The sequence below is a fragment of the Streptomyces sp. NPDC043861 genome (assembly GCF_056435905.1).
Genome location: NZ_JBWKDP010000005.1, coordinates 133,625 through 157,216, shown reverse-complemented (window position 1 = coordinate 157,216; position 23,592 = coordinate 133,625). Strand labels below are relative to the sequence as shown.

Here is a 23,592-nt window from a genome sequence, read left to right as displayed (position 1 = left end):
ATGGCAGACCCCTCCAGCTACCGCCCCAAGCCGGGACAGATCCCCGACTCGCCAGGGGTCTACAAGTTCCGTGACGAGCACCGCCGGGTGATCTACGTCGGCAAGGCGAAGAGTCTGCGGCAGCGTCTCGCCAACTACTTCCAGGACCTGGCGAGTCTGCATCCGCGCACGCGCACGATGGTCACGACCGCGGCCTCCGTGGAGTGGACGGTCGTCTCCACCGAAGTGGAGGCGCTGCAGCTGGAGTACTCCTGGATCAAGGAGTTCGACCCCCGGTTCAACGTCAAGTACCGGGACGACAAGAGCTATCCGTATCTCGCGGTGACGACGAACGAGGAGTTCCCGCGGGTCCAGGTCATGCGCGGGGCCAAGAAGAAGGGCGTGCGCTACTTCGGTCCATACGGGCACGCATGGGCGATCCGCGAGACCGTTGATCTCATGCTCCGCGTCTTCCCCGTGCGGACCTGCTCCGCAGGGGTCTTCAAGAACGCCGCACGGACCGGCCGCCCCTGTCTCCTCGGCTACATCGGCAAGTGCTCGGCGCCCTGCGTGGCACGGATCACCGCCGAGGAGCACCGCGAACTGGCCGAGGATTTCTGCGACTTCATGGCGGGCCGCACCGGAACGTACATCCGCCGCCTGGAGAAGGACATGATGGCCGCGGCCGAGGAGATGGAGTACGAGCGGGCGGCTCGGCTCCGCGACGACATAGAGGCCCTGAGACGGGCCATGGAGAAGAACGCCGTCGTGCTGGCCGACGCCACCGATGCCGATCTGATCGCGGTCGCGGAGGACGAACTGGAGGCCGCGGTCCAGATCTTCCATGTGCGGGGCGGCCGGGTGCGCGGCCAGCGCGGCTGGGTCACCGACAAGGTCGAGGCGGTCGACACGGCGGGCCTCGTCGAGCATGCGCTCCAGCAGCTGTACGGGGAGGAGAGCGGCGACGCCGTCCCCAAGGAGGTGCTCGTCCCGGCCCTCCCCGAGGATCTCGACGCGGTCACCCAGTGGCTGAGCGGCCGGCGCGGGGCGAACGTGTCGCTGCGCATCCCGCAGCGCGGCGACAAGAAGGACCTGATGGCGACGGTCGGGCGCAATGCCCAGCAGGCCCTCGTCCTGCACAAGACGAAGCGCGCCAGCGATCTGACGACGCGGTCCAGGGCCCTGGAGGAGATCGCGGAGGCGCTGGATCTGGACTCGGCGCCCCTGAGGATCGAGTGCTTCGACATCTCGCATCTGCAGGGCCAGGACATCGTCGCGTCCATGGTCGTTTTCGAGGACGGACTGCCCCGCAAGAGCGAGTACCGGCGCTTCCAGATCAAGGGCCGTGTCGGAGACACACAGGTCTGGCACGGCGAGGGCCAGGACGACGTCCGTTCGATGCACGAGGTGATCAGCAGGCGCTTCAGGCGGTATCTCGCCGAGAAGGAGAGGACCGGGGAGTGGGACCTCTCCGCCGAGGGTGGGGAGAGCGCCGGCAATGACGGCGGGACGACCGTCGGCGCCAGTGGTGAGGTCCCCGCCGACAACGGCAGGCCGAAGCGGTTCGCGTACCCTCCCCAGCTTGTGCTCGTCGACGGCGGACAGCCGCAGGTCGCCGCTGCCCAGCGTGCCCTGGACGAGCTGGGCATCGACGATGTCGCCGTCTGCGGCATCGCCAAGCGAATGGAGGAGGTCTGGCTGCCCGGCGAGGACGATCCGGTCGTGCTGCCGCGCTCCAGCGAAGGGCTCTATCTGATCCAGCGCGTCCGTGACACGGCTCATGACTTCGCCATCCGCTATCAGCGCTCCAAGCGCACCAAGCGGCTGCGCACCAGCCCGCTCGACGCCGTCCCCGGTCTCGGTGAAACGCGCAAACAGGCTCTGATCAAGCATTTCGGCTCGGTGAAGCGGCTTCGGCAGGCCACAATCGAGCAGATCTGCGAGGTGCCGGGGATGGGCCGCAAGACCGCCGAGTCCGTCGTCGTCGCTCTCGCCGGGGCAGCCCCGGCGGCGCCCGCCGTGAATACGGCGACAGGAGAGATCATTGAAGAGGAAGCGGACCACGGGGCACCTGCGGCAAGCACGACCGAGAACGGGGGACACACGGAATGACCGGTCAGGACAGATCCGAGCACCGGAACGGCAGCGCTGAGTCCGGCGGGGGGCGGCAGGACGGCATCGGCGGACACAGGGGTGCAGGTCCGGACGGACGAGAAGAACGACATGATCGAGACGGTCGAGACGGTCGAGACGGTCGAGACGAACGACAAGAACGACAAGAACGACAAGAACGACAAGAACACGGAGCGGGAGACGTGAGTACGGGTACGACGACCGATGCCGGGCAGGTCGCTGAAGCGGCCATTCCCGAGCTGGTGATCATTTCCGGTATGTCGGGTGCGGGCCGCAGCACCGCGGCGAAGTGCCTGGAGGACCTCGGCTGGTTCGTCGTCGACAACCTGCCGCCCGCGCTGATCCCCACCATGGTGGAGCTCGGCGCACGTTCCCAGGGCAATGTGGCCCGTATCGCCGTCGTCGTGGACGTTCGCGGCAGGCGGTTCTTCGACAACCTCCGCGAGTCCCTCGCGGATCTCGACGCCAAGCAGGTCACCCGCCGGATCGTCTTCCTGGAGTCGTCCGACGAGGCCCTGGTGCGCCGTTTCGAGTCCGTGCGCCGCCCGCACCCGCTGCAGGGCGACGGCCGGATCGTCGACGGCATCGCCGCCGAGCGGGACCTCCTGCGGGAGCTGCGCGGCGACGCCGACCTGGTGATCGACACCTCCAGCCTCAATGTCCACGAGCTGCGCGCCAAGATGGACGCCCAGTTCGCCGGCGACGAGGAGCCGGAGCTGCGGGCCACGGTGATGTCGTTCGGCTACAAGTACGGCCTTCCGGTCGACGCCGACCTCGTGGTGGACTGCCGCTTCCTGCCGAACCCGCACTGGGTTCCGGAGCTGCGCCCCTTCACCGGCCTCAACGACGAGGTCTCGGGCTATGTCTTCAACCAGCCCGGCGCCAAGGAGTTCCTCAACCAGTACACCGAGCTGCTGCAGCTGATCGCCGCGGGTTACCGGCGCGAGGGCAAGCGGTACGTGACCATCGCCGTCGGCTGCACCGGCGGCAAGCACCGTTCCGTGGCCATGTCGGAGAAGCTCGCGGCACGCCTCGGCTCCGAGGGGATCGAGACCGTCGTCGTCCACCGTGACATGGGGCGCGAGTGACCGGTCGTACTCTCCGGCTGCGCCGGCTGCGGGGCAGTGACGCTCCCCGGGCCGGCCGAAGGCGCGGTACGCAGCCCAAGGTCGTCGCACTCGGCGGCGGGATGGGCCTGTCGGCGTCGCTCGCAGCCCTGCGCCGGATCACCGGCGATCTCACCGCGGTCGTCACCGTGGCCGACGACGGCGGCTCCAGCGGCCGGCTCCGGGAGGAGCTCGGCGTACTGCCGCCCGGCGATCTCCGCAAGGCGCTCGCGGCGCTGTGCGGTGACGACGCCTGGGGCCAGACCTGGTCCAGGGTCATCCAGCACCGTTTCCAGTCCCAGGGCGACCTGCACGAGCACGCGGTCGGCAATCTGCTGATCGTCGCCTTGTGGGAGCAGCTCGGCGATCATGTGCAGGCCCTGGACCTGGTCGGCAGGCTGCTCGGCGCCCATGGCCGGGTGCTGCCCATGTCCGCCGTGCCCCTGGAGCTGGAGGCCCTGGTCAAGGGCCATGATCCGGAGCGGCCCGAGGACATCGGGACGGTCCGGGGTCAGGCCACCGTCGCCCTGACGCCGGGCGAGGTGCAGTCCGTGCACCTCGTGCCGAACGATCCGCCTGCAGTTCCGGAGGCGGTCGAGGCCGTCCTCGACGCCGACTGGGTGGTGCTCGGCCCGGGTTCCTGGTTCTCCTCGGTGATTCCGCACCTGCTCGTCCCCGAGCTGCTGGACGCTCTGGTCGAGACGAAGGCCCGCCGTGTGCTGTCGCTCAACCTCGCGCCCCAGCCGGGAGAAACCGAAGGGTTCTCTCCGCAGCGTCATTTGGAGGTTTTGGGGCGACACGCCCCTAAACTCGCCCTGGACGTGGTGCTGGCCGACGAGGCCGCCGTGCCCGACCGCGAGTCCCTCGCCGACGCCGCCAAGCGGCTCGGTGCCGCGGTCGAGCTCGCGCCGGTGGCCAGGCCCGACGGTGCTCCTAAGCACGACCCGGAGCTGTTGGCCGCCGCGTACGACCGTATTTTTCGGATGCATGGAAGGATCGGCCCATGGCGATGACGGCAGCGGTGAAGGACGAAATCTCCCGGCTCCCCGTCACCCGGACCTGCTGCAGAAAGGCAGAGGTCTCGGCGATCCTCCGGTTCGCGGGCGGACTGCACCTGGTCAGCGGTCGCATCGTGATCGAGGCGGAGCTGGACACGGGAATCGCGGCGCGCAGGCTCCGCAAGGACATCCTGGAGATCTTCGGGCACTCCTCGGATCTCGTGGTGATGGCCCCCGGTGGCCTGCGGCGCGGCTCGCGCTATGTCGTACGGGTCGTGGCGGGCGGTGACCAGCTGGCCCGCCAGACCGGCCTGGTGGACGGCAGGGGTCGCCCCATCCGGGGGCTGCCGCCGCAGGTCGTCTCAGGAGCCACCTGCGACGCCGAGGCGGCGTGGCGCGGGGCGTTCCTCGCGCACGGTTCGCTGACCGAGCCCGGCCGGTCCTCCTCGCTGGAGGTGACCTGCCCTGGCCCGGAGGCCGCGCTGGCCCTCGTCGGGGCCGCACGCCGGCTCTCCATCGCCGCGAAGGCCCGCGAGGTCCGCGGCGTCGACAGGGTCGTCGTCCGCGACGGTGACGCGATCGGTGCCCTGCTGACCCGGCTCGGTGCCCATGAGTCGGTGCTGGCCTGGGAGGAGCGCCGGATGCGGCGCGAGGTCCGCGCCACGGCCAACCGTCTGGCCAACTTCGACGACGCCAATCTGCGCCGTTCTGCCCGTGCGGCGGTGGCCGCGGGAGCCCGGGTGCAGCGCGCACTGGAGATCCTGGGCGAGGAGGTGCCCGAGCACCTCGCCGCGGCGGGGCGGCTGCGCATGGAACACAAGCAGGCGTCCCTGGAGGAGCTGGGGGCCCTCGCGGACCCGCCGCTGACGAAGGACGCGGTCGCGGGCCGTATCCGCCGTCTGCTGGCGATGGCCGACAAGCGTGCACAGGACCTCGGCATTCCGGGAACGGAGTCCAGCCTCACCGAGGAGATGGCCGACGGTCTGGTCGGCTAGGGCCTCTCGTTCGGATCTTGCCGGGCTCGCGGGCCCGATCCGAACGAAAGACCCCGGCGCCGTGACCGGAAAGGCTCACCGGCTTGCGACGTCCCGCGCGGTGGTTCCGGCTGCCGCTGGGATGGGGTGTTCCGCCCGCGCTGCGTCGTCGCACGATCCGGGTGCTCCCCCACGAGGGTGATCTCCTCCGGCCTCCGGCCGGGTGGGGGTGTCCCCGGCGAACCAGGGGCGGGCCCCAACGCCTTGCCGTGCTTCCCCTCGGCCCTCGCGGGCCGGGGGAGATCCGAGCGCCGCCGCGCAGTCCGCGAGTTCCCCGGCAGACCGTTCCGGTCACAGCACCAGGGCGTCGACCACCGGCCCTTCCCAGGGCATCGGCCGTGCCGGACCGGCGGGTCGGTCGGCTGCCCGCTCTCTGGCCGAATTTTAGCCAACTCCCCACTGCCGGCGCCCATATGGGCGCCGGCAGTCGCGTTCGGCGCAGCCTCCCCGCGGGATGTCGGCCATCTTGACATGATCATGAACTGTCATGAGCCTGGCATCTGTTTCTTTCGCGACAGACGAAAGCAAGGGGGGCCAATGAGACGAAGAGCGAGATCGATCCTCGCCGCGACCTCACTCCTGATCGCCGGACTGGCAGCCGCACCGCTCGCCCGGGCCGACCAGGGTGTCAGCGGTGACGTTCTCTCCGTATGGCATGCGGAAGTGAGCCGGGCCCAGGTGCCGCTGCTCATCGCGGCAGGTGCCGACAGTCATGAACTGAGCGAACAGGTGCCCGGCAAGGGCACCGCCACCATCGAGATGTACCTCACCGACGAGCAGGCCGGTCAGCTCCGCGGTCAGGGCGTCACCATCAGCGAGCACAAGGTCTCCGCCACCGCGAGAACGCGGGCTGCGGCCGCCGGCGACGGGGTCTTCAGGCCCTACAGCGGCAACGGCGGGCTCCAGGAGGAGATCCTTGCCGTCGCCCGCGCCAACCCGTCGATCACCAAGGTCGTCAGCATCGGCAAGACGGTCAAGGGCCAGGACATGCTGGCCCTGAAGCTCACCAAGGGCGCCGACAAGTACCGCGACGGCTCCAAGCCGTCGACTCTGTACATGTCCAACCAGCACGCCCGTGAGTGGATCACCCCCGAGATGACCCGGCGGCTGCTCCACCACTATGTCGACGGCTACGGCAAGGACCCGCGCATCACCGGGATCGTGGACAGGACCGAGCTGTGGTTCCTGCTCTCGGCCAACCCGGACGGCTACGACTTCACCCATGAGTCCGACAGCAACCGTCTGTGGCGCAAGAACCTGCGCGACAACAACGGCGACGGACGGATCACCACGGGCGACGGTGTCGACCTGAACCGGAACTTCGCCTACAAGTGGGGCTACGACAACGAGGGTTCGTCCCCCAACCCGGGCAGCGAGACCTACCGCGGCCAGGGCCCCTCCTCCGAACCCGAGACGGTCGCGCTCGACCGCTTCCAGAAGCGCATCGGCTTCGAGTACGGCATCAACTACCACTCCGCCGCCGAACTGCTGCTGTACGGGGTGGGCTGGCAGGTCGCCACCCCGACCCCGGACGACGTGCTCTACAAGGCACTTGCCGGCACGCCGGACAAGTCCGCGGTTCCCGGCTACTACCCACAGGTCTCCTCCGAGCTCTACACCACCAACGGTGAGGCCGACGGCCATGCGGCCAACGCCAACGGGATGATGATGTTCACCCCGGAGATGACCACCTGTCAGACGGCATCCGCCGCCGATCCGAACGACGCGTGGAAGCCCGAGGACTGCCGGTCCGGCTTCAACTTCCCCGACGACGAGAAGCTGATCCAGGCCGAGTTCGCGAAGAACATCAACTTCGCGCTCTCCGTTGCCGAGACGGCCGCCCACCCGGACCGGCCCTCGTCCCCGGTCGGCATGACGGCTCCCGACTTCACGGTCGATCCGTTCACCACTTCCTACGCCCGCGGAGGCGACCAGGAGGTCTCCGTCGTCGTCCGGAAGTCGGTCCGGGACAAGGAACTCAAGTACCGGGTCAACGGCGGCCGCACCCACGACATGGCCCTCAGGCCGTGGAAGGGCGGCAACACCTACGGCGGCGAGGACAACATCCGATTCGACCAGTACCGGGCGAAGGTCAAGGACGGTGACGTCGGGGACAAGGTCGAGGTCTGGTTCACCGGCGAGACCAGAAGCGGAAAGCCCACGTCCAGCGAGCACTTCACCTACACCATCGCGCCTCGGCCGAAGGCCGACACCGTGGTGATCGCCGAGGAGGGCGCGGCCGCCCAGCACGCCCAGAAGTACGTCGACGCGCTGAAGGCCAACGGCCGCAAGGCCGTCGTCTGGGACGTCGCCGCACAGGGCGCCCCTCATCCGCTCGGCGTGCTCGGCCACTTCTCCCACGCCGTGCACTACACCGGGGCCCAGGCCCCGGGCGGCCCCACCCAGCTGGCGCTGCGCGACTTCCTCAACGAGGGCGGCAAGCTGATCGAGGCCGGTGAGCTGGCCGGCGGCAACGCCCAGGTGGGCAGGGCCGCCACCAACGACTTCAGCCAGTACTACCTCGGTGCCTACGGCCGAGCCACCGCACCCACCGCCGCCGGCTTCGAGGGCGCCGGAGGGCTCGGCGGGTTCACCGGGCCGCTGACCGGTGCCACCGGCAATCCCCTCAATGCGGCCGGTGCATACACCATCACCTCCGACACCCTGCCGGCAGCGGACTTCCCTCAGTTCGGCAGCGCACAGGCAGGCCGCTACAACGGCGTGACCAACCCCTATGCCCCGTACGCGGGACAGTCGATGGCCTCCGCCACCCACGAGGACAACGACTGGAAGCGCCTCACCAGGACCGTCGACCTCACCGGTGTCACGGCGGCCGACAAGCCGCAGCTGAAGCTCGCACTCAACTGGAACACCGAGCCCGGCTACGACCACGCGATCCTGGAGGCGCACACCGTCGGCGCCGAGGACTGGACGACGCTCCCCGAGCAGGGCGGACTCACGGGCACCGCGGTCCCCGACGAGTGCGAGGCCGGGTTCTTCCTCAACGGTCATCCCTTCCTGCGCCACTACCTCACACTGGGCGCAGGCGGTTGCACCGCGACGGGAAGCAGTGGAGCGTGGAACAGCTTCACCGGCTCCTCCGCCGGCTGGAAGCAGGTCTCGTTCGATCTGAGCGCCTACGCGGGCAGGAAGGTCGAGCTCTCGGTCAGCTCCGTCACCGACCCCGGAAGCGGCGGTCGCGGAGTCTTCGTCGACAACGCCGCACTGTTCGTCGGCGGCGCGGAGAAGGAGAGCGAGGGCTTCGAGACCTCTCTCGGAGCCTGGACCGCATCCGGGGCGCCCGAGGGCAGCCCCGCGGTCGGCGGTGACTGGGCGCGGTCGGGCGAGCTGTTCGTCTCGTACGCGGCGGTCACCACGCGGGACACCGTCCTGCTCGGCTTCGGGCTGGAGCACGTCTCGGAACCGGCGGCCCGCGAGCAGCTCATCGGAAAGGCACTGAGAGCACTGCGTCGCTGACGCTGCGTGGCCAATTCCCCGACGGAAACGGCGGCCCGCATCCTACTCACGGGTACGGGTCGCCGTCTCGTTTCCGGCTCGTGGCCGATGTCACTGCACGGCTCCCGGGGAGGTAGGGTCATAAGCGGTCGGGGACATCCCTATAAAAGCTCGCCGGCGTCGAACCCGGCGTACCAACGAGGAGATCGGTTCGTGACGATCCGCGTAGGCATCAACGGCTTTGGCCGCATCGGTCGTAACTACTTCCGCGCGCTGCTGGAGCAGGGTGCTGACATCGAGATCGTGGCTGTCAACGACCTCGGTGACACCGCGACCACCGCTCACCTGCTGAAGTACGACACCATTCTGGGTCGTCTCAAGGCAGAGGTGAGCCACACCGCCGACACCATCACGGTGGACGGCCACACCATCAAGGTGCTCTCCGAGCGCAACCCGTCCGACATCCCGTGGGGTGAGCTGGGCGTCGACATCGTCATCGAGTCGACCGGCATCTTCACCAAGAAGGCCGACGCCGAGAAGCACATCGCCGGCGGTGCGAAGAAGGTCCTCATCTCGGCTCCGGCCACCGACGAGGACATCACCATTGTCATGGGCGTCAACCAGGACAAGTACGACGCCGCGAACCACCACGTCATCTCCAACGCCTCCTGCACCACCAACTGTGTGGCGCCGATGGCCAAGGTCCTCGACGAGAACTTCGGCATCGTCAAGGGCATGATGACCACGGTCCATGCGTACACGAACGACCAGCGCATCCTGGACTTCCCGCACAAGGACCTGCGTCGCGCCCGCGCCGCCGCGGAGAACATCATCCCGACCTCGACCGGTGCCGCGAAGGCCACCGCCCTGGTCCTCCCGCAGCTCAAGGGCAAGCTGGACGGCATCGCGATGCGCGTCCCGGTTCCGACCGGCTCCGTCACCGACCTGGTCCTCGAGCTCGACCGCGAGGTCACCAAGGACGAGATCAACACCGCCTTCCAGAAGGCAGCCGAGGGCCAGCTCCAGGGCATCCTGGAGTACACCGAGGACCCGATCGTCTCCTCGGACATCGTCAACTGGCCGGCTTCCTGCACCTTCGACTCGAAGCTGACCATGGTCCAGGGCAAGCAGGTCAAGGTCGTCGGCTGGTACGACAACGAGTGGGGTTACTCCAACCGCCTCGTCGACCTGACCGTCTTCGTCGGCGGCCAGCTCTGATTCACCCGCCGGTAGGCACCTCGATGTGAGCAGCAGGGCTCGAACAGCGCAAGGACGCGCTGTACGAGCCCTGTCGCTTGCCCTCGACCTCTCCTAGGAGTCATCACCATGAAGACGATCGACGAACTTCTCGCCGAAGGCGTCGCCGGTAAGCGGGTCTTCGTCCGCGCCGACCTCAATGTGCCGCTCGACGGCACCACCATCACCGACGACGGCCGTATCCGCGCCGTGCTGCCGACCGTGAAGGCGCTCGCCGACGGGGGCGCCCGGGTCGTCGTCGCCTCGCACCTGGGCCGCCCCAAGGGCGCCCCGGACCCGGCCTTCTCGCTCGCCCCGGCCGCGGCCCGTCTCGGTGAACTGCTCGGAGCCGAGGTCGCATTCGCGACCGACACGGTCGGCGAGTCGGCCCGCAGCACCGTCGGCGGCCTCGCGGACGGCCAGGTGGCCGTCATCGAGAATCTCCGCTTCAACGCGGGCGAGACGTCCAAGGAAGACGCGGAGCGCGGCGCGTTCGCCGACGAGCTCGCCTCCCTCGCCGATGTGTACGTCGGGGACGGCTTCGGAGCGGTCCACCGCAAGCACGCCTCGGTGTACGACCTCCCGGCCCGCCTGCCGCACGCCGCCGGCCACCTCATCGCCACCGAGGTCGGCGTGCTGAGGAAGCTCACCGAGGACGTCAAGCGGCCGTATGTCGTCGTTCTCGGCGGCGCCAAGGTCTCCGACAAGCTCGCGGTCATCGACCAGCTGCTCGGCAAGGCCGACCGGCTGCTGATCGGCGGCGGCATGGCGTACACCTTCCTCAAGGCCAAGGGGTACGAGGTCGGGATCTCCCTCCTCCAGGAGGACCAGATCCCCAAGGTGACCGAATACATGGAGCGCGCCGAGAAGAACGGCGTCGAGCTCGTGCTGCCGGTCGACATCCTGGCCGCGGCCGACTTCCCGGATCTGAAGACCAAGGCCCCGGCCGAGTTCACCACGGTCGACGCCGACAAGATCCCCTCCGACAAGGAGGGTCTGGACATCGGTCCGAGGACTCGGGAGCTGTACGCGTCGAAGATCGCCGACGCCGAGACCGTCTTCTGGAACGGCCCGGTGGGCGTCTTCGAGCACCCCGACTACGCGGGCGGCACCCGCGCGATCGCCCAGGCTCTCGTCGACAGCTCCGCGTTCACCGTCGTCGGCGGTGGCGACTCGGCCGCCGCCGTCCGTACGCTCGGCTTCGACGAGAATGCATTCGGACATATTTCGACCGGTGGTGGCGCGAGCCTCGAGTACCTCGAGGGCAAGACGCTTCCCGGCCTCGCCGCACTGGAGGACTGACCCCGCATGAGCACCCGCACCCCGCTGATGGCGGGCAACTGGAAGATGAACCTCAACCACCTCGAGGCCATCGCGCACGTCCAGAAGCTCGCCTTCGCCCTGGCGGACAAGGACTACGACGCCGTAGAGGTCGCCGTCCTGCCGCCCTTCACCGACCTGCGCTCCGTGCAGACCCTGGTCGACGGCGACAAGCTCAAGATCAAGTACGGCGCCCAGGACATCTCGGCGCACGACTCCGGTGCCTACACCGGCGAGATCTCGGGCCCCATGCTCGCCAAGTTGAAGTGCACCTACGTGACCGTCGGTCACTCCGAGCGACGTCAGTACCACGCCGAGTCCGACGAGATCTGCAACGCCAAGGTGAAGGCCGCGTTCAAGCACGGTCTGACCCCGATCCTGTGCGTCGGCGAGGGCCTGGACATCCGCAAGGCCGGACAGCAGGTCGAGTACACGCTGAAGCAGATCGACGGCGGTCTGAAGGACATCCCGGCCGAGCAGGCCGAGACCGTCGTGATCGCCTACGAGCCCGTCTGGGCCATCGGTACCGGAGAGGTCGCCACCCCCGAGGACGCCCAGGAGGTCTGCGGGGCGATCCGTGGCCGGCTGGCCGAGCTGTACGGCCAGGAGCTGGCCGACAAGGTCCGGATCCAGTACGGCGGCTCGGTGAAGGCCGGCAACGTCGCGGCGATCATGGCGCAGCCCGATGTGGACGGCGCCCTGGTCGGCGGGGCGGCGCTGGACGCGGACGAGTTCGTCAAGATCGTCCGGTTCCGTGACCAGTGAGTAGGCCGTAGGGCCGATCCGTCGTACCCTTGCGGGGGCCGAGGCTTTCGGGCCCGGCCCCCGCCTTCTCGAGTGACTGCTCGGTCCGATCAGTCGCCCAGATTCCAGTTCTGTCCCGTCCGAGGAAGTTGGTCCAGCCGTGATTATGGGGTTCTCGATCGCCCTGATCGTCTTCAGCCTGCTGATGATGCTGCTGGTGCTGATGCACAAGGGGAAGGGCGGCGGCCTCTCCGACATGTTCGGTGGCGGCATGCAGTCCTCCGTCGGCGGCTCCTCGGTCGCCGAGCGCAACCTCGACCGCATCACCCTCGTGGTCGGTCTGATGTGGTTCGCGTGCATTGTCGTACTTGGTCTGCTGATGAAGTTGGGCAGCTGACCCACTGCAGGCGTCCTGGGGGTGGGGGTGTAACTCCAATCACTGGACGCGCGTTGGGCCTTACGTAGACTGGGGCATCTTCGAGCACCATCACGCAGGGAGTTACGACCGTGGCAAGTGGCAACGCGATCCGGGGAAGCCGGGTCGGAGCGGGGCCGATGGGGGAGGCCGAGCGGGGCGAGTCCGCGCCGCGTCTCCGCATCTCCTTCTGGTGCTCGAACGGGCACGAGACGCAGCCGAGCTTCGCCAGTGACGCACAGGTTCCGGAGCACTGGGACTGCCCGCGCTGCGGGTTCCCGGCCGGTCAGGACCGGGACAATCCGCCGGACCCGCCGCGCACCGAGCCGTACAAGACGCATCTGGCGTACGTACGGGAGCGGCGCAGCGACGCGGACGGGGAGGCGATCCTCGCCGAGGCGCTCGCCAAGCTCCGGGGCGAGATCTGAGCGGTCCACGCTCATCGGCCTACAGCGGGCCCGGGGTCCGCCCCCCCCCCCCCCCCCCCCCCCCCCCCCCCCCCCCCCCCCCTCCCCCCCCCCCCCCCCCCCCCGGGCCCGACGCGTTCGCCCGGCTTCCGCCCTCCGCCCGACCGCATCACCGGCACCCTCGCCGTCGCATGGCCGGCCCTCAGATCAATTAGGTTGGTGGGGCAGCGGGGCACACAGGCAGGTACGAGAAGAAGTGGGCGGAATGTCAGTGAATGCGGAAAGCCGTACCCGGCTCAACCGGATGCCCGAGTGGGCTGCTCTGGCCAAGCACCGTGAGCAGCTGGCCGACACACATCTGCGGGAGCTGTTCGCCGCCGATGCCGACCGGGGCAGCCGGTACACCCTGCAGGTGGGTGACCTCCACCTCGACTACTCCAAGCACCTGGTGACCGGCGAGACGCTGGCGCTCCTGCGCGAGCTCGCCGAGGCCACGGATGTCGAGGGGCTGCGGGACGCCATGTTCCGCGGCCAGAAGATCAACATCACCGAGGACCGGGCCGTACTGCACACCGCGCTCCGCGCCCCCCGCGACGCCGTGATCGAGGTCGACGGTGAGAACGTGGTGCCCGCAGTGCATGCCGTGCTCGACAGGATGGGCGCCTTCTCCGAGCGGATCCGCTCGGGCGGCTGGACCGGCCACACCGGAAAGCCCATCAAGAACGTCGTCAACATCGGTATCGGCGGCTCCGATCTGGGCCCGGCGATGGCCTACGAGGTCCTGCGTTCCTGCACCGCACGGGATCTGACGTTCCGGTTCGTCTCGAACGTGGACGGGGCCGATCTGCACGAGGCGGTCCGCGACCTCGACCCGGCCGAGACGCTGTTCATCGTCGCGTCCAAGACCTTCACCACGATCGAGACCATCACCAATGCGACATCGGCCCGCGAATGGCTCCTCAGCGGACTGAAGGCCGGCCAGGAGGCTGTCGCCGAGCACTTCGTGGCCCTGTCGACGAACGCCGAGAAGGTCGAGGAGTTCGGCATCGACACGGCGAACATGTTCGAGTTCTGGGACTGGGTCGGCGGGCGGTACTCGTTCGACTCGGCCATCGGGCTCTCGCTGATGATCGCCATCGGTCCGGACCGATTCCGCGAGCTGCTCGACGGCTTCCACCTCGTCGACGAGCATTTCCGTACCGCGCCCGCCGCGGAGAACGCCCCTCTGCTGCTCGGACTGCTGGGTATCTGGTACGGCGCCTTCTTCGACGCGCAGTCGCACGCGGTCCTGCCGTACTCGCACTATCTGAGCAAGTTCACCGCGTATCTGCAGCAGCTCGACATGGAGTCCAACGGCAAGTCCGTGGACCGCGAGGGCAACCGGGTCGACTGGCGGACGGGCCCCGTCGTCTGGGGCACGCCCGGCACCAACGGCCAGCACGCGTACTACCAGTTGATCCACCAGGGCACCACGTTCGTCCCGGCGGACTTCATCGGCTTCGCGCAGCCGGTCGACGACCTGATGCCGGGAGTGGTCGCCCAGCACGATCTGCTCATGGCCAACTTCTTCGCCCAGACGCAGGCGCTGGCCTTCGGCAAGACCCCGGACGAGGTACGGGCCGAGGGCGTGGCGGAGGAACTTGTGCCGCACAAGACGTTCCCCGGAAACCACCCGACGACCACGATCCTGGCGAACGAGCTGACGCCCTCCGTGCTGGGCCAGCTGATCGCCCTGTACGAGCACAAGGTGTTCGTCCAGGGCGCCGTCTGGAACATCGACTCCTTCGACCAGTGGGGTGTCGAACTCGGCAAGGTGCTGGCCAAGCGGATCGAGCCGGTGCTGACCGGGGAGAGCGAGGGTCGGGACCTCGACAGCTCGACCGCCGCGCTCGTGGCCAGATACCGCACACTGCGCCGGGGGACCGGCGGCGCCCGCAGGGCGCAGTAGGGGGAGCTGATCCGATGGCGGGGGAGGAAGTCGTACGGCTGAGACCACCGGCGAACACGCTCAATGAGCGGGCCGTCGGCTGGTGGCGTACGAGGTGCCTGCTGACGACGCTGGTGCCGGTGACCGTGCTCGGGGTCCTGGGCGTGTTCATCGGGCCCGCCCGGGGCTGGTTGCTGTCCGCCGCCGCTGCGGCGGCGGTTCTCGGCCTGGCCGGCACCGTCTTCCTCCCCGCCTGGTGGTACCGCGTGCACCGCTGGGAGGTCACCGACGAAGCGGTGTACGTCCGTACCGGCGCACTGTGGCAGGAGTGGCGGATCGCGCCCATGTCCCGCATCCAGACGGTGGACACCGAGCGCGGACCGCTGGAACAGGCCTTCCGGCTCTCGACCGTCACCGTCACGACGGCCTCGTCCAGGGGCGCGATCAGGATCGGCGGCCTGGACCACGAGCTCGCGGCGGAACTGGCGGGGCAGTTGACCCGGATCACCCAGGCCACACCCGGGGATGCCACATGAGCGACGGCTGGTCGAGGCTCGACCGGCGCACCGTCCTCGTCACGGCCGTGGTCATGTGCCCGGTCACGGTCGGTGCTGCGCTTCCGGTCCTGTTCGGCCTGGCCGGCAGCTTGGGATGGTGGGAGGCGCTCGGCGGGGTGCTGGCCGGATGCACCCTCATCGTCCTCGTCGGCGCGGCCGCCGACCATGTGCGGTGGCGGAGAACGAGGTACCGCATCACACCGGAGCGCGCCGAACTCCACACCGGACTGTTCCTGATGAAGCGCCGCTCGCTGGCCCGGGAACGCATCCGCAGTGTCGATCTGTCGGCCAATCCGCTGCTGCGCATACTCGGGCTGGTGAAAGTGCGCATCGGCACCGGTGAGCACACCGGCGCCGGTGAGTCCACGCTGGAACTCGCCCCGGTCACCAGGGAGGAGGGCGAGCGGCTGCGCCGTGTACTGCTGGCCCGTGACGCGTCGGCGGCTTCCGGCACCCATCGAGAGGGCGAACTCGCGGTCCTCGATCCCCGCTGGATCCGCTATGCACCGGTGTCCTTCGTCGCCCCGCTGCTCGGCGGCGCGGCGGTGGGTGCCGTGATGCAGGTCAGCGAATGGTTCGGCGCCCGGGGCAGGGTGATCGAATGGGCGGAGGACCGATTCCGCGACACACCTCTGTTCTGGACGGTCCTCGTTCTGGCCCTCGGGGCCCTGGTCGCGGGGGTCGTGGGCGCGCTCGGACTCTGGGTGGAGATGTGGTTCAACTACCGGCTGGAGCGCGAGCCGGGTGGCACACTCCGGGTCCGCCGTGGGCTCTTGACGGCCCGCTCGGTATCCATCGAGGAGCGGCGGCTGCGCGGGGTGGAGCTCGTCGAGCCGCTCGGTGCACGGCTGTGCGGCGCGGCGCGCGTGGACGCGGTGGCGACCGGTCTGGTGAACGACGTGGACGACAAGCACGCCGACCTCAAGACGCTGCTGCCGGCCGCGCCCCGGTCCGCGGCGGACGACGTGGCCGCGCTGGTGCTCCGTGAGAACGGTGCGCCGACGAGCGTGCCGCTGACCCCGCACCCGCGCGCGGCCCGCACCCGCAGGTTGCGCCGGTCGCTGGCTGCCGCGCTGCTTCCGCTGCTGGCCCTCACCGTGCTGGGGCTGCTGCTCGCAGAGGTCCTGCTGTACGTCGCGGCCGCGTGTGCCCTGGTCTTCCTGCCCCTCGCGGTGCTGCTGGCCCTGGACGCGTACCGCAGTCTGGGCCACGGCATCGAAGGGGACTATCTGCTCGCCCGGTCGGGGACGGTCCGCCGCGGGACGGTCGCGCTCCAGCGCGGGGGTGTGATCGGCTGGACGCTCAAGCAGTCCTGGTTCCAGCGCCGCGCCGGTCTTGTCACCCTGACCGCGACGACGGCCGCGGGAGACGGGGCGTACTCGGTCCGCGACGCCGATGCGCACGAGGCCCTGGATTTCGCCTCGCGCGCGGTACCGGGGCTGCTGGAGCCGTTCGTCGAGCGACCGCGGAACGCCGCCGGGTAGCGGACGGGCGGCTCAGTTCCCTCAAGAGCGGGGGAAGTTGCGGTACGAGCCCCTCCTGGACGCTCGGGCTCTTCGCTCGTCGGCAGGCCCGGCATGGGACCGGGGCACCGCGTTGTCCTGCCCGGGCACCCAACGGCAGGCGGCCCGGTCCGCAGCTGCGGACCGGGCCGTCGGACGGGCGGTGAAGCCGTGGACTCAGGGCGAGGCCGGCGGGTACAGCCCGCGGGGAAGCTGCGCGGCCGCCGCCGAATCGAGGAGCCACAGCGTCCGGGAGCGGCCGTACGCCCCCGCCGCCGGAGCCTGGATCTCCCCCGCTCCCGACAGGGCGATCGCCACGGCGCTCGCCTTGTCCTCGCCCGCTGCGAGGAGCCACACCTCGCGTGCCGCCCGGATGGCGGGGAGCGTCAGCGAGATCCGGGTCGGCGGAGGCTTCGGCGCACCGTGGACACCGACCACCGTCCGCTCCGTCTCCCGCACCCCCGGGAGCTCCGGGAACAGGGAGGCGACATGGGTGTCCGGGCCGACCCCCAGCATCAGTACGTCGAAGGTGGGGACGTCGCCGTGGTCCTCGGGGCCTGCCGCGGCGGCGAGTTCCGCGGCGTAGGCTGCGGCCGCCGCATCCGCGTCCTTGCCGTGCGCACCGTCCGAAGCCGGCATCGCGTGGACCCGGGCAGGATCCAGCGGCACCGAGTCCAGCAGGGCCTCCCGGGCCTGGGTGACATTGCGCTCGGGGTCGGCCTCCGGCAGGAACCGCTCGTCGCCCCACCACAGATCCAGCCGGGACCAGTCGATCGCGTCCCGCGCAGGAGCGGCGGCGAGTGCGGCCAGCAGGCCGTTGCCGTTGCGTCCTCCGGTGAGCACCACCGACGCGGAGCCGCGCGCGGCCTGGGCGTCCACGACCTTGGTGATCAGCCGCGCCGCGGCGGCCTGCGCCATCAGCTCCTTGTCGCGGTGGACGACGAGTTGTGGGGTGCTCATTTCGATGCCGCCTTCTTGGGCGGGGTCTTCGCCGCGGCCTTCTTCTGCGGCGCCACGGGTGCGGTCCCGGCCTCCGCCTCCGCCGATTCCACGTTGAGCCGTTCGACGCCGTAACGCAGTGCCGACGCATAGGTGTCGTCCGGGTCGAGCCGCCGCAGTTCCTCCGCGATCAGCTCGGCCGTGTCACGCCGCTTCAGCGCCACCGCACGGTCCGGCTGGCCCTCGATGGACAGCGTCGCCAGCGAGCCGTCCGCCCGGTCCAGCACGATCGGGCCGTTCTTCGTCTCCAGCCGTACGGAAGTGAGCCCGGGGCCCGGCGACACCGAACGCTTCACCGGAACCTTCAGCCGGTCGGCGAGCCACATGGCGAGCAGTTCGCAGCTCGGGTTGAACTCCTCGCCCTCCACCGCAGCCGCTGTGACCTCGTAGGTCACCTGGTCCAGCGCGGCCGCGAGCATCGAGCGCCACGGGGTGATCCGGGTCCAGGACAGATCCGTGTCACCCGGAGTGTAGGCGTCGGCGCGGGCCGTCAGTTCGGCGACCGGCTGTTCGCAGGCGTAGGTGTCGGTGACCCGGCGCTGCGCCAGCGAGCCCAGCGGGTCGGACGCCGGGTCGACCGGCGCGTTCACCGGCCACCAGGCCACGACCGGAGCGTCCGGCAGCAGCAGCGGCAGCACCACCGACTGGGCGTGGTCGGTGACCTCGCCGTAGAGCCGCAGCACGACCGTCTCGCCGGTGCCGGCGTCCGAGCCGACCCGCACCTCGGCGTCGAGGCGTGCCTTCGCCCGGTCGCGCGGAGAGCGCGAGATCCGCTTGATGACGACGAGCGTGCGGGAAGGGTGCTCGCGGGACGCGTCGTTGGCGGCCTTCAGGGCGTCGTACGCGTTCTCCTCGTCCGTGACGATGACGAGGGTGAGGACCATGCCGACGGCCGGCGTGCCGATCGCCCGCCGCCCCTGCACCAGGGCCTTGTTGATCTTTCCGGAGGTGGTGTCCGTAAGGTCGATCTTCATGGCCGGCGCCAGCTCCGTCCGTCTCGTGCGAGCATTTCGTCGGCCTCGACCGGACCCCAGGTCCCGGCGGGGTACTGCGCGGGCTTGCCGGTCCTTTCCCAGAACTGCTCGATCGGATCGAGGATCTTCCAGGACAGCTCGACCTCCGCCAGCCTCGGGAAGAGGTTGGAGTCGCCGAGCAGCACATCGAGGATCAGCCGCTCATAGGCCTCGGGGCTCGATTCGGTGAAGGACTCGCCGTAGGCGAAGTCCATCGAGACGTCGCGGACCTCCATCGAGGTGCCCGGCACCTTCGAGCCGAACCGCATCGTCACGCCCTCATCCGGCTGGACCCGGAACACCAGGGCGTTCTGCCCCAGTTCCTCGGTGGCGGTGTGGTCGAACGGGGAGTGCGGCGCGCGCTGGAAGACGACCGCGATCTCGGTGACCCTGCGGCCCAGACGCTTGCCCGTGCGGAGATAGAAGGGGACGCCCGCCCAGCGGCGGTTGTCGATCTCCAGCTTTATGGCGGCGTAGGTGTCGGTGTTCGACTTGGGGTTGATGCCGTCTTCCTCGAGATAGCCGACCACCTTCTCGCCGCCCTGCCAGCCGGAGGCGTACTGGGCGCGCACCGTGTCGGCCGCCAGGTCCTTCGGCAGCTTGACGGCGCCCAGCACCTTGGTCTTCTCGGCGGCCAGTGCATCCGCGTCGAAGGAAGCGGGCTCCTCCATCGCGGTCAGCGCGAGAAGCTGGAGGAGGTGGTTCTGGATGACGTCACGCGCGGCACCGATGCCGTCGTAGTAGCCGGCGCGGCCGCCGATGCCGATGTCCTCGGCCATGGTGATCTGCACATGGTCGACGTACGACCGGTTCCAGATCGGCTCGAAGAGGGTGTTGGCGAAGCGGAGCGCCAGGATGTTCTGGACGGTTTCCTTGCCCAGATAGTGGTCGATCCGGAAGACCTGGTCCGGGGCGAAGACCTCATGGACGATCGAGTTGAGCTCCATGGCGGAGACCAGGTCGTGGCCGAAGGGCTTCTCGATGACGGCACGCCGCCACGAGCCGTCCTTCTGGTCGGCCAGTCCGTGCTTCTTCAACTGCTGGACGACCTTGGGGAAGAACTTCGGCGGCACGGAGAGGTAGAACGCGAAGTTGCCGCCGGTGCCCTGGACCTGATCGAGGTCGATGATCGTCTTCTTGAGCGTCTCGAACGAGTTGTCGTCGTCGAAGGTGCCCTGGACGAAGCGCATTCCCTGGATGAGCTGCTGCCAGACCTCCTCGCGGAAGGGGGTGCGGGCGTGCTGCTTGACGGCTTCGTGGACTTCCTCGGCGAAGTCCTGGTCGTCCCAGTCGCGGCGGGCGAAGCCCACGAGCGAGAAGCCCGGCGGCAGGAGCCCCCGGTTGGCCAGGTCGTAGACGGCGGGCATCAACTTCTTACGTGACAAATCGCCCGTAACGCCAAAGATCACCAGGCCCGACGGCCCCGCGATACGCGGGAGCCGTCGGTCCGCGGCGTCACGAAGCGGGTTGGCTCCGTGTGCGGGAGTCAAGATGCTCAGCCCTCCGAAGGAGCGAGGCGCTCGAGCTCCGCCTCCGTCGACTTGAGCAGGTCGTTCCAGGACGCCTCGAACTTCTCGACGCCCTCGTCCTCCAGCAGCTGCACCACGTCGTCGTAGGAGATCCCGAGCTTCTCGACGGCGTCGAGCTCGGCACGCGCCTGCTCGTACGAACCGCGCACCGTGTCACCGGTGATCTGCCCGTGGTCGGCGGTGGCCTCGAGTGTGGCCTCCGGCATGGTGTTCACCGTGCCCGGGGCGACCAGCTCGTCCACGTACAGCGTGTCCTTGTAGGCCGGGTCCTTGACACCGGTCGAGGCCCACAGCGGACGCTGCGGGTTGGCCTGGGCCTTGTCCAGCGCAAGCCAGCGGTCGGAGGGCGGTGTCGACTTGTCGGCAGAGCCGAACACCTCCTCGTAGGCCTGGTACGCGAGGCGGGCGTTGGCCAGCGCCGCCTTGCCGCGCGCCTGCTTCGCCTCGTCCGTGCCCAGCGCGTCCAGGCGCTTGTCGATCTCCGTGTCCACCCGGGAGACGAAGAACGACGCCACAGAACGGATCTTCGACAGGTCCAGGCCCGCGGCCTTCGCCTTCTCCAGACCGGCCAGGTACGCGTCCATCACCTCGCGGTAGCGCTCCAGCGAGAAGATCAGCGTGACATTGACGCTGATGCCGAGGCCGATGACCTCGGTGATCGCCGGCAGGCCCGCCCTGGTCGCCGGGATCTTGATGAACGTGTTGGGCCGGTCGACCAGCCAGGCCAACTGCTTGGCCTCGGCGATCGTCGCCGCGGTGTTGTGCGCGAGACGGGGGTCGACCTCGATGGACACGCGGCCGTCCTGGCCGCCCGTGGAGTCGAACACCGGGCGCAGCACATCGGCGGCGTCACGGACGTCCGCCGTCGTGATCATGCGAAGTGCCTCTTCGACGGTCAGCTTGCGGGTGGCCAGATCGGTGAGCTGCTGCTCGTAGCCGTCACCGCCCGAGATGGCCTTCTGGAAGATCGACGGGTTGGTCGTGACGCCCACGACATGCTGCTGGTCGATCAGCTCGGCGAGATTGCCGGAGGTGATCCGCCTGCGCGACAGGTCGTCGAGCCAGATCGCCACGCCTTCGTCGGAGAGGCGCTTGAGTGCGTCTGTCATGAGAATTGCATCTCCTACTGGTCGTACACCGGCGTCAGCGCGCGGCGGCTTCGATCGATTCCCGGGCGGCGGCCGCCACCTTCTCGGGGGTGAACCCGAACTCACGGAAGAGCACCTTGCCGTCCGCCGAGGCGCCGAAGTGCTCCAGCGAGACGATCCGGCCGGCGTCCCCGACGTAGCGGTACCAGGTCAGCCCGATCCCGGCCTCGACGGCCACACGGGCCTTCAGGGACGGCGGCAGGACGCTGTCCTTGTACGCCTGGTCCTGCTCCTCGAACCACTCGACCGACGGCATCGAGACAACCCGGGCCGGGATGCCCGCGGCCTGCAGCTGCTCGCGCGCCTCGACGGCCACGTGCACCTCGGAGCCGGTGCCGATGAGCACGACCTCGGCGTCGCCGCCGTCGGCCTCGAACAGCACGTAACCGCCCTTGGCCGCATCCTCGTTGGGCTCGTAGGTCGGCACGCCCTGGCGGGTCAGCGCCAGACCGTGCGGGGCACCCACGCCGAACTTCTTCGTGTAGCGCCTGAGGATCTCGCGCCAGGCGATGGCGGTCTCGTTGGCGTCGGCCGGCCGCACGATGTTCAGACCGGGGATGGCGCGCAGGGAGGCCAGGTGCTCCACCGGCTGGTGGGTCGGGCCGTCCTCGCCGAGACCGATGGAGTCGTGCGTCCAGACGTAGGTCACCGGCAGATGCATCAGCGCGGACAGTCGCACCGCGTTGCGCATGTAGTCGGAGAACACCAGGAAAGTGCCGCCGTAGATACGGGTGTTGCCGTGCAGCGCGATGCCGTTCATCACCGCGGCCATCGCGTGCTCGCGGATGCCGAAGTGGATGGTGCGGCCGTACGGGTCGGCCTCCGGCAGCGGGTTGCCCTTCGGCAGGAACGACGACGTGTTGTCGATCGTCGTGTTGTTCGAACCGGCCAGGTCGGCGGAACCGCCCCACAGCTCGGGGATCACATCGCCGAGCGCCTGCAGCACCTTGCCCGACGCGGCGCGGGTGGCGACACCCTTGCCCGCCTCGAACACCGGGAGCTTCTCCTCCCAGCCGGCCGGCAGCTCCGTCGAGCGGATCCGGTCGAACTCGGCAGCGCGCTCCGGGTTGGCAGTACGCCATTCGGCGAAGGCCTTCTCCCACTCCTCCCGGGCGTCACGGCCGCGGTCCAGGGCCTCGCGGGTGTGCGCGATGACCTCGTCGGAGACCTCGAAGGTCCGCTCCGGGTCGAAGCCCAGGACGCGCTTGGTGGCCGCAACCTCCTCGTCACCCAGCGCCGAGCCGTGCGCCGCCTCGGTGTTCTGCGCGTGCGGGGCGGGCCAGGCGATGATGGAGCGGGCGGCGATGAAGGAGGGACGCTCGGTCTCCTCCTGAGCCGCCTTCAGCGCCCTGTACAGGCCGACCGGGTCCAGGTCGCCACTGGGCAGCTGCGCCACGCGCTGGACGTGCCAGCCGTAGGACTCGTACCGCTTCAGCGTGTCCTCGGAGACGGCGGTCTCGGTGTCGCCCTCGATCGAGATGTGGTTGTCGTCCCACAGCAGCACGAGGTTGCCGAGCTTCTGGTGGCCGGCCAGCGAGGACGCCTCGTGGGAGATGCCCTCCTGGAGGCAGCCGTCGCCCGCGATGGCCCAGACGGTGTGGTCGAACGGGGAGGTGCCCGGCGCGGCGTCCGGGTCGAACAGGCCGCGCTCGTAGCGGGCAGCCATGGCCATGCCGACGGCGTTGGCCACGCCCTGGCCCAGCGGACCGGTTGTCGTCTCGACGCCGACGGTGTGGCCGTACTCCGGGTGGCCCGGGGTCTTGGAACCCCAGGTGCGGAAGGCCTCGAGGTCATCCAGCTCCAGGCCGTACCCGGCCAGGTAGAGCTGGATGTAGAGGGTCAGACTGGAGTGGCCCGCGGAGAGCACGAACCGGTCGCGACCGGTCCAGTCCGCATCGGCGGGGTCGTGCCGCATCAGCTTCTGGAAGAGGACGTACGCCGCGGGGGCCAGGCTCATGGCCGTTCCCGGATGGCCGTTGCCGACCTTCTGTACGGCGTCAGCGGCAAGGACACGGACGGTGTCCACGGCCCGCTGGTCCAATGCGGTCCACTCGAGGTCTGTGGTGGTCGGCTTGGTGCTCACCCTGGG

18 protein-coding genes are annotated in these 23,592 nt (G+C 69.3%); 13 read left to right on the top strand and 5 right to left on the bottom strand.

Features of this window, described 5'->3' with window-relative positions; genetic code table 11:
* The 13 genes from uvrC to AC068D_RS14200 all read left to right on the top strand — a co-directional run bounded on the left by uvrC (position 1) and on the right by AC068D_RS14200 (position 16,796).
* Positions 1–2,091 carry an excinuclease ABC subunit UvrC gene (gene uvrC, locus AC068D_RS14260; RefSeq protein WP_478823294.1) on the top strand — a complete coding sequence of 697 codons (2,091 nt, stop codon included), beginning with the start codon at positions 1–3 and terminating at the stop codon, positions 2,089–2,091.
* Between the two features lie 203 nt (positions 2,092–2,294).
* Positions 2,295–3,200: an RNase adapter RapZ gene (gene rapZ, locus AC068D_RS14255; protein ID WP_478823293.1), complete on the top strand. Its 906-nt coding sequence runs from the start codon at positions 2,295–2,297 to the stop codon at positions 3,198–3,200.
* Complete coding sequence (locus AC068D_RS14250) at positions 3,197–4,231, top strand: gluconeogenesis factor YvcK family protein (protein ID WP_478823292.1); 1,035 nt, start codon at positions 3,197–3,199, stop codon at positions 4,229–4,231. The genes rapZ and AC068D_RS14250 overlap by 4 nt, the downstream gene beginning before the upstream one ends.
* Complete coding sequence (gene whiA, locus AC068D_RS14245; RefSeq protein ID WP_385411348.1) at positions 4,222–5,211, top strand: DNA-binding protein WhiA; 990 nt, start codon at positions 4,222–4,224, stop codon at positions 5,209–5,211. The genes AC068D_RS14250 and whiA overlap by 10 nt, the downstream gene beginning before the upstream one ends.
* Before the next feature lie 576 nt (positions 5,212–5,787).
* Positions 5,788–8,727: a M14 family metallopeptidase gene (locus tag AC068D_RS14240; protein WP_478823291.1), complete on the top strand. Its 2,940-nt coding sequence runs from the start codon at positions 5,788–5,790 to the stop codon at positions 8,725–8,727.
* Positions 8,728–8,919: 192 nt separating this feature from the next.
* A complete protein-coding gene (gene gap / locus AC068D_RS14235; RefSeq protein WP_478823290.1) occupies positions 8,920–9,924 on the top strand; it encodes a type I glyceraldehyde-3-phosphate dehydrogenase in 1,005 nt (334 codons plus the stop codon).
* A gap of 108 nt (positions 9,925–10,032) precedes the next feature.
* Positions 10,033–11,244, top strand: a complete 1,212-nt coding sequence (locus AC068D_RS14230; RefSeq protein ID WP_478823289.1) for a phosphoglycerate kinase — start codon at positions 10,033–10,035, stop codon at positions 11,242–11,244.
* A 6-nt stretch (positions 11,245–11,250) separates the two neighbouring features.
* Positions 11,251–12,027, top strand: a complete 777-nt coding sequence (gene tpiA, locus AC068D_RS14225; RefSeq protein ID WP_478823288.1) for a triose-phosphate isomerase — start codon at positions 11,251–11,253, stop codon at positions 12,025–12,027.
* Between the two features lie 145 nt (positions 12,028–12,172).
* Positions 12,173–12,403, top strand: a complete 231-nt coding sequence (secG, locus tag AC068D_RS14220) for a preprotein translocase subunit SecG (RefSeq protein ID WP_478823587.1) — start codon at positions 12,173–12,175, stop codon at positions 12,401–12,403.
* A 110-nt stretch (positions 12,404–12,513) separates the two neighbouring features.
* Positions 12,514–12,849, top strand: coding sequence for an RNA polymerase-binding protein RbpA (locus AC068D_RS14215; protein ID WP_338675831.1), 336 nt, complete (start codon positions 12,514–12,516; stop codon positions 12,847–12,849).
* Between the two features lie 250 nt (positions 12,850–13,099).
* Entirely contained in the window at positions 13,100–14,776 is a 1,677-nt protein-coding gene (pgi, locus tag AC068D_RS14210; protein ID WP_478823586.1) for a glucose-6-phosphate isomerase, read from the top strand.
* A gap of 14 nt (positions 14,777–14,790) precedes the next feature.
* Positions 14,791–15,291, top strand: coding sequence for a PH domain-containing protein (locus AC068D_RS14205; protein WP_478823287.1), 501 nt, complete (start codon positions 14,791–14,793; stop codon positions 15,289–15,291).
* Positions 15,288–16,796: a PH domain-containing protein gene (locus tag AC068D_RS14200; RefSeq protein ID WP_478823286.1), complete on the top strand. Its 1,509-nt coding sequence runs from the start codon at positions 15,288–15,290 to the stop codon at positions 16,794–16,796. The genes AC068D_RS14205 and AC068D_RS14200 overlap by 4 nt, the downstream gene beginning before the upstream one ends.
* A 195-nt stretch (positions 16,797–16,991) precedes the next feature.
* Here AC068D_RS14200 and pgl read toward each other — a convergent pair whose 3' ends face one another.
* Genes pgl through tkt form a run of 5 tightly spaced genes read right to left on the bottom strand, consistent with a single transcriptional unit; the run spans position 16,992 to position 23,586 of the window.
* Positions 16,992–17,774 carry a 6-phosphogluconolactonase gene (pgl, locus tag AC068D_RS14195; RefSeq protein ID WP_478823285.1) on the bottom strand — a complete coding sequence of 261 codons (783 nt, stop codon included), beginning with the start codon at positions 17,772–17,774 and terminating at the stop codon, positions 16,992–16,994.
* The gene (gene opcA / locus AC068D_RS14190) at positions 17,771–18,787 is read right to left on the bottom strand and encodes a glucose-6-phosphate dehydrogenase assembly protein OpcA (RefSeq protein WP_478823284.1); all 1,017 of its coding nucleotides are present in this window, start codon (positions 18,785–18,787) and stop codon (positions 17,771–17,773) included. Before opcA ends, pgl begins: the two co-directional genes overlap by 4 nt.
* Positions 18,784–20,316 (bottom strand): glucose-6-phosphate dehydrogenase, encoded by a 1,533-nt coding sequence (gene zwf / locus AC068D_RS14185; protein ID WP_478823283.1) that lies wholly within the window; start codon positions 20,314–20,316, stop codon positions 18,784–18,786. Before zwf ends, opcA begins: the two co-directional genes overlap by 4 nt.
* A gap of 5 nt (positions 20,317–20,321) precedes the next feature.
* Positions 20,322–21,464 carry a transaldolase gene (tal, locus tag AC068D_RS14180; protein ID WP_478823282.1) on the bottom strand — a complete coding sequence of 381 codons (1,143 nt, stop codon included), beginning with the start codon at positions 21,462–21,464 and terminating at the stop codon, positions 20,322–20,324.
* A 34-nt stretch (positions 21,465–21,498) separates the two neighbouring features.
* Positions 21,499–23,586: a transketolase gene (gene tkt, locus AC068D_RS14175; RefSeq protein ID WP_478823281.1), complete on the bottom strand. Its 2,088-nt coding sequence runs from the start codon at positions 23,584–23,586 to the stop codon at positions 21,499–21,501.
* Positions 23,587–23,592 lie beyond the last annotated feature (6 nt).